This is a genomic window from Undibacterium pigrum, assembly GCF_003201815.1.
GTDB classification, from domain to species: Bacteria; Pseudomonadota; Gammaproteobacteria; order Burkholderiales; family Burkholderiaceae_D; genus Undibacterium; species Undibacterium pigrum.
Window position 1 is genome coordinate 1 of the sequence record NZ_QJKB01000042.1, and the last position, 1221, is coordinate 1221.

A 1221-nucleotide genomic window follows, 5' to 3' on the forward strand; every position below is an offset into this window, starting at 1 on the left:
CGTAGATACTGTTATCCCAGTCAAGCGAAATGCAAGCTAGCATCGAATGGTTTTCCGGATTTCAAAACCCCAAAAGCGACATGTATCAACTTTCTCATCATAGCGCCAATAATGAGCTTGGCAGGTTTTCCGGCTGCGGCTAATCGTTGTTGAAACACCTTACCCCAGGTGGTTCGATGTAGGGTTACCATGGCGGGCATGTAGAGTGCTTTGCGAATAAATGTATGCCCAACCTTTGACATTTTTGCTTTGCGACAGACACTGCTGCCAGACTCATGCTGCTCTGGGTCAAGACCTGCAAAGGCAACGGCCTTCTTTACTGAAGAAAAACGTTCAGAGTCTGCATAATATGAGAGCAGTACAGCGATCGTACGCTCGCCGAGCCCAGGAACACTGTCTAATAATTTTTGCTTATCTTTTAAATCTGGATCACCATTCATATGGTCGTTAATCGATCGGCTAAGTGACTTGATTTCTTTATCCAGCCACTCAATATGATTAACCAATCCTTGTCGTACGGCATCACGGGCTACCTCAAGCCGGTTCAGCTCTTGTGTCCTCATCACTTGCAATGCATCCAGGCGCAACACCATGGCACGTAGGGCTTGCTCTGCCAATGACGGAGCAGTCCACAGTCCAGGATTTCGCTCAAAAGCAAATTCTGAGATCAGGCGAGCGTCCACTTTGTCCGTTTTGGTTCTGACTAAGCGAGAGGCACCAAAAGCTTTAATTTGTGCAGGGTTAACCACACTAACAGGGAATTTCTGTTGAGCGAAATAGTGTGCCACGGCTTCCCAATAAATGCCTGTAGCTTCCATGCAGACATGGGCTATCGCTGCACCTTGTTTGTTGAGCCAAGCGCTTAATTCCTGAAACCCTTGCTGATTATTCTGAATTACCTTGTGGCGGAATTTGCCAGTTGTCAGACGCAAAGTGCAATCTAATTTCAGCTTCGCGACATCAATTCCCAAATGAAAATCGTGCATACAAATCCTCTGATAACCTACCTTGTGAATACGGGCTGCCAGCATGCTGGGCCAAAGATACTGTTCGATTTAAAACGAGGGGTGAGTGACTGGTGCAGAAATCTACGTCGCAGGTTTCAAACCTAAGGTACGATGCGGCATCCAGTCACTCGATCTTGATATGCCTACCAAGAACTTGTTAGTAGCTATATTAACGAATAACTACCGAAAGCGTCATAATACAAGGTACGATTAG

General features: G+C 46.2%; 1 protein-coding gene. It reads right to left on the minus strand.

The features are described 5' to 3' along the window. Positions 1–20: 20 nt before the first annotated feature. Entirely contained in the window at positions 21–986 is a 966-nt protein-coding gene (locus tag DFR42_RS28920) for an IS110 family RNA-guided transposase (RefSeq protein WP_110258536.1), read from the minus strand. Positions 987–1221 lie beyond the last annotated feature (235 nt).